A 5,168-nucleotide genomic window follows, 5' to 3' on the forward strand; every position below is an offset into this window, starting at 1 on the left:
GCACCAACTGCAGGCCGCTTAACCTTTAATGTCGATGAGCCAGAACCTCCGTTCCGAATAACCTGAAACTGTCTCAAATCATCTGACGACGGACAGATACGAAGAATTTGCACGAGAGTCCCGAGCAACAACTGCGACCATTCGCACTTTGTCCACATGCTTCGTATGCGCTAGCGCAAGCCTCTGCAAATTGTTTACTGGCTATTGATTGTTTCACCGCGAATTGGCGATCAGATCTAGGCGTGTAGTTCTCCGCGCCATACGACAACGAGGAAAACACGATCAATGATAAAGCAACCGCCAACGTCGTTTTCATCTCTGACCCCTTAGTTTGCAGAAATAATAAGCTTAATCCGATGCTGATACTGCCGGCGTGGCGTCTATGGTCCAGACTAACACCTGTAGCGCAACAGGCGCGGAAGAGAGTAAGAGCGGCTCTTTGGGGCTTTGGTATGGGCCTCCGCGCAGTTGAGGACCGAAGCTTCGCGGTGCGGTGTGTAAAAGTCAAGAATTATGCACCATCAGGAGCCGTAAGGGGAACCCCCGTATTGGAGTTACACCCCCATGGGGGCCGAACGTCCAGCCCGCCGCAAGCGCGACGCGCCAGAACCTGAAAAAAGCGGATTCCTTCATTTGACGGCGAGAGCCGGGGGATGCCGGGCGGGCGGGTTCGCACCGGCGGGGGCGAGCCCCCAAGAGGGGAAAAAGGGAGAAGACCGCCTTGCGGCGGCCTGTCCCTGCTGCGGGTTAATATTCGCTCGGCAGCAAGATCGTTTTGTTCGTGAAATAGAAGCCGATCTCCTCAAGCGGGAAATCGGTGTACTCGATGACCTTGCTGAACACGGCGCGTCCGTTGCCGTCCTCGCAGGTGAGCGTGGCGGTGTGATCGGGCTTGACCTTGAGCTTCCAGAACTGAAACTCCTCGGACGCAACCCGCTTTTCGCCGCGCTGCGCGAAGGCGATTTCATCAATGAGCCAATAGGCCCCGGCTGTCTGGGCGACATACGCCACGCCATCGGTGTAAAGAACGTCGCGCACCAGCCCGTGGCGATACCAGTTGTCGGTTCCGGTGAATTGGGCAAGGTCGGCTTTGGTGAGTGTTTTCGTATCGGTCATGGTCGTTTTCCCTTTGCTGCGGGCCGCGTGATTGCGGCCTCGTGGGGCAAAAGGGAGCGGTGCCAGGGGGCGAGGGATCAAACGCCGCACGTCAGTGCGCCGCGAAGCGGGGCGGAGCTGCACAAGCGCAGTGCGGAAGCGAGCCGGGTTGATCCCGAGACGGCACCGGTCACAGTCCCCACAAAAGAGGCCGTCCGCGAGCCCGCCGGGGGAACGATTCAAATGAGGGATGCGGAGATATTCAGCGGGTCAGGACAGTGCCCGAGAGCGAGGCCACGCTTTTACGCGCGGCCTTTCGAAAATTTCTTCGGGACAAGCATGTGAATCCGGTCATGCCCGAGCGGCCAATAGATGAGAAAGGTCGCGTCCGGATATTCCTCGGACTTGCACCGCAATTCGACCGGCTCATCCCGGATGATCTCGATTCCGTTGGCGGCGGCCTGCGATTTGAAAAAAGTTTCAAGCTGCGCCGGGGCCTCCACCATTGCCAGCTCGGATAGCGGCAAACGCTCGTCGTTGAACGGATAAAGGCCGTCTGGAAGCCCCGCAGGAGTATCGCCAATCAATGCCTTATTCCTTTTAAGCAGCAGGCAGATTTATAAGACGAATATCCGCAATAAAACTCTCGAACGTCAGAAGATGCGGCTTTACGGCATCGGGATATGAATCATGAATTCCGGCGGGTACGACAAGCTGGACGCCCGCCTCCTGCATCTCCCTGAACTGCCCCTCCGAAACGCCTTCCTGGAGGGTGAGCAGGTGCTTTGTGCTGATCCTGTTAGCCTCATTGATCACCTGTCGCCAGCGGTCCTTGCATGTAGTCTTGGCCGCAAGCATCCGCAGTCGGTCAGCCGGGAACGCCTGGTTCTCATAAGCGGCCTGTGACGGAAACAGGAAGTCCGGCCTTTTGCCATTTTCGATGACCGGCTTGTGCTGAAACTCGACGCCGGAACGAAGCCCCTCCTCCGTGAAAATCTCGCGGGCGTGAAGCTCAAGCGAATTCCCAGACCGTGATTTCCGGCTCTGAAGGATGGTTTGCGCAAGGCCAATGAACCCTTCGACAGAGCTAAAGCCCGTGGCGATACGCGGCAGATAGACCGCCTGTTCGACGCTCAGGAAAAGCTCGTATTCACAGTCACGGCGGCGGACAAGCCGCACGTCTGGATTCATCCCCGTCGGCGGCCGGAACTCGACAGTTCTGCGGATGATTTCCTCGCCGGTCGGAAAGCGCTCGATCCAGGCTGCCGGGATTTCGTCAGGAGAAAGAGCGCAGCTGGTGCGGGTGGCGGGCGGCCGTCCTTCCTGACGGCCCGTCGCCGGTGTCCAGATGGTAAACTTGCCGGGCTCAACGGGTCCGATACGATCCTCGATAAGGTCTTCCTCGGTGGCGTGACGGCAGACCCAGACATGACACTGGGTCGCGCTCCCCAACGCGTCCAGAACGAAAGCAAAAACCGCAAGAGCCCCCGTGCTGTCGGGATCAAGAAGCGCGGACTGCCTGCCGCCGAAATTGGTCAGGCGAGATTCATCGCGGGTCCCCTCCCCGCGTCGGCGCGTGTTGTAATAGACAGCGCGGACTTCCCTGTGATCCGCGTGTGAATCAATATAAAGGTCGAACCGGTGATCCGGATTCTTCACGTCGATCCTGGCAATCATCGGAAAGATGCTGAACAGAAACTCCTTCGGGATGTAAGGACCGGCCTGGTGCGCGTTTGTCGCCAGCGTGTCGTTGGCGGAAAGCCGCTTCACGAACCAGACCACGCCCGGTTTCATGTATTCGTCGAGCCAGTCCGTAAGATCGGCAAGGGCCATCACGAGGCCCCCCGAATTTCACCGGAAGGCGCGGCGCTGCGAACCCATGCTGCCGCATCATCAACTGCATTCGTGATGCCCGCTGTCCGGCCGCGCAACGCGCATTCCCAAACGGTAAGGGTGCGCCAGCCGCCAGCCGCCAGCTCGGCCCGCACCTTGGCGTCCCTCGTCTGATTCCCCTTGATCTTGGCCTGCCAGAATTCGCGGCGGGTGTCGGGAAGGCGAAACAGGTGGCAGTCATGCCCGTGCCAGAAGCATCCATGAATGAAAAGAGCCGCACGGAAGCGGGGAAGCACGATGTCGGGACGGCCAGCAACGTCTCGCGGATGCAGCCGGAACCGCAGCCCCCTTGCGTGAAGTCCCCGCCGAACGATCATTTCCGGCTTTGTGTTTTGTGAGCGGATGCCAGCCATCATCCGGCTGCGGGTCTGCGAATCGACAATATCAGGCACTGGCGCGGCGGCTCCCGTGCGGCTTGCGATCCGCGACTGCGTCAAGAATGAAGGGGGCCATATGGTGCGCGACCTTTTCGACAACCGGTACGACGACGGCGTTGCCAAACTGCTTGTAGGCCTGGGTATCGGAAACGACGATCTTCATCGGCTTCCCTCCTGGCGCGTCAAAGCCCATGAGACGGGCGCACTCCCTCGGGGTCAGTCTCCGGGGAGGTTTTCCAACCTGGCGGATAAGGATTTCAGAGCCGTCCTTGTAGTAGCGGGCTGACAATGTCCGGGCGACGTCGTCCGGACCGAAAAGGCCAAAGCCGAAGCCGTTGCCCTTCTGCCGGTGCTTCTCGGCATAATTCCTGAGGTAGGACCATAAATGGTCCGAAAGCGTGTAGCGCGGAGATACCTGGGCCTGTCGGCCTGCCGTAAAGTGCCCTTCCGGCTTTTCCGTGCCGTTTCCAGGATGCAGGATCGACCGTAGCAATGGCCCGCTCAGCGGATCGGGGATCGCCATTCCATCGAAGCTGAACCCGCAATCCTTCCTGAACCCCGCGATGAAGATGCGTTCCCGGTGCTGTGGCACGAATGACTTCGCGTCAATGACTTTGGCCTGGATATGATAGCCCAGTTCCTTTTCCAGCACGGCGCGGATTACGCGGAAGGTCTGACCGCGATCATGATTTACAAGATTTTTGACGTTCTCCAGGAGAAAGGCTTTCGGCTCGTGGTGCTTGATAATCCGCGCCACGTCGAAAAACAGGGTTCCCTGGGCCTCACATGCGAAACCGTGCGGCCGACTCAGTGCGTTCTTCTTTGACACTCCGGCGATAGAGAACGGCTGACAGGGGAAACCCGCAAGAAGAACATCGTGCGGCGGAATAGCCTTCTCGTTCACTGCACGGATGTCGTCGGCAAACTCGTGTGCATCGTCCGGAAAATTGGCGAGATAGGTTTCCTTGCTGTATTTGTCCCATTCGCAGGTGAAGACGCAGGTCCCTCCGATGCTTTCGAAGCCCCGGCGCAATCCACCTATGCCAGCAAAAAGATCAATTAAGGTGAATGCATCCAGCTTCTGACCGTGATCTTTGCCCATTGGCTTGATCGCCCTGAGCAGGTCCAGCACTGCCTTGCGCGGCCGGGTGTCTCCCTTTTCCCACCGGTAGGCCGTTCGCTCGGCATAACCTGTCAGCGTTGCGGCTTCCGCAACGCTGAGTCCGGCCTGCTGGCGAAGTGTTATAAATTCATTCAAGGCGCTGTCCTCTGGGAGCTTTTCTGACAGGCTGACAGATTCGCGCCCCCTGAACAAGAGCGGAACATTCTTGTCCAGAACTATTATCCGTACAGCGCGGTTTCGGTTTTGTGGCGAGAAAATGCAGCTCGATGCTTCGAACCTGGACAGTCAAAAACCCTGGCAAAGCGTCTGATTTGATCGGACAGAAGGGTTCCAAATTCGGCTTGTCGCCCGATGCGCCGCGTGGAGCCTGAAGGGGAGGCGCATCCCATAAGCTCTGGCCATGGACCGGGCAACTATCAGAGTTTCACGGCAAACTTCCTAAGACTCTGGATCGCGGATTCGCGTACGCTTACGATCCCGTGAGCGAACCCGCTTCGAGTAGTTGCCAGTGGGGTCCATTTTCTTTGCACCCCGGTGAGCGCCCTAACATCGCAAAATCTTTCTCTGGAGGCTTTCGAGCAGAAGTGTCCGTCGTCAGATGATTTGAGACAGTTTCAGGTTATTCGGAACGGAGGTTCTGGCTCATCGACATTAAAGGTTAAGCGGCCTGCAGTTGGTGC

5 protein-coding genes are annotated in these 5,168 nt (G+C 58.2%); all 5 read right to left on the reverse strand.

The genetic code is table 11. From position 1 onward, the window contains the following. Positions 1–747 precede the first annotated feature (747 nt). Positions 748–1,116, reverse strand: coding sequence for a DUF6876 family protein (locus BM177_RS18985; RefSeq protein ID WP_091686824.1), 369 nt, complete (start codon positions 1,114–1,116; stop codon positions 748–750). A gap of 281 nt (positions 1,117–1,397) precedes the next feature. Beyond that, positions 1,398–1,682, reverse strand: a complete 285-nt coding sequence (locus BM177_RS18990; RefSeq protein WP_091686826.1) for a hypothetical protein — start codon at positions 1,680–1,682, stop codon at positions 1,398–1,400. Positions 1,683–1,695: 13 nt separating this feature from the next. Beyond that, on the reverse strand, positions 1,696–2,928 hold the full coding sequence (locus tag BM177_RS18995; protein ID WP_091686828.1) for a type II restriction endonuclease: 1,233 nt from the start codon (positions 2,926–2,928) through the stop codon (positions 1,696–1,698). Further along, a complete protein-coding gene (locus BM177_RS19000) occupies positions 2,928–3,380 on the reverse strand; it encodes a very short patch repair endonuclease (RefSeq protein ID WP_091686830.1) in 453 nt (150 codons plus the stop codon). The genes BM177_RS18995 and BM177_RS19000 overlap by 1 nt, the downstream gene beginning before the upstream one ends. Then, positions 3,373–4,623 carry a DNA (cytosine-5-)-methyltransferase gene (dcm, locus tag BM177_RS19005; RefSeq protein ID WP_091686833.1) on the reverse strand — a complete coding sequence of 417 codons (1,251 nt, stop codon included), beginning with the start codon at positions 4,621–4,623 and terminating at the stop codon, positions 3,373–3,375. Before dcm ends, BM177_RS19000 begins: the two co-directional genes overlap by 8 nt. Positions 4,624–5,168 lie beyond the last annotated feature (545 nt).

The organism is Methylocapsa palsarum (assembly GCF_900114285.1).
In the GTDB taxonomy this organism is placed as follows: Bacteria; Pseudomonadota; Alphaproteobacteria; order Rhizobiales; family Beijerinckiaceae; genus Methylocapsa; species Methylocapsa palsarum.

Bases quoted from the DNA above. Each gene is read 5' to 3' on its own strand.
- BM177_RS18985 (WP_091686824.1), bottom strand. From the start codon at position 1,116: ATGACCGATACGAAAACACTCACCAAAGCCGACCTTGCCCAATTCACC.
- BM177_RS18995 (WP_091686828.1), bottom strand. From the start codon at position 2,928: ATGGCCCTTGCCGATCTTACGGACTGGCTCGACGAATACATGAAACCG.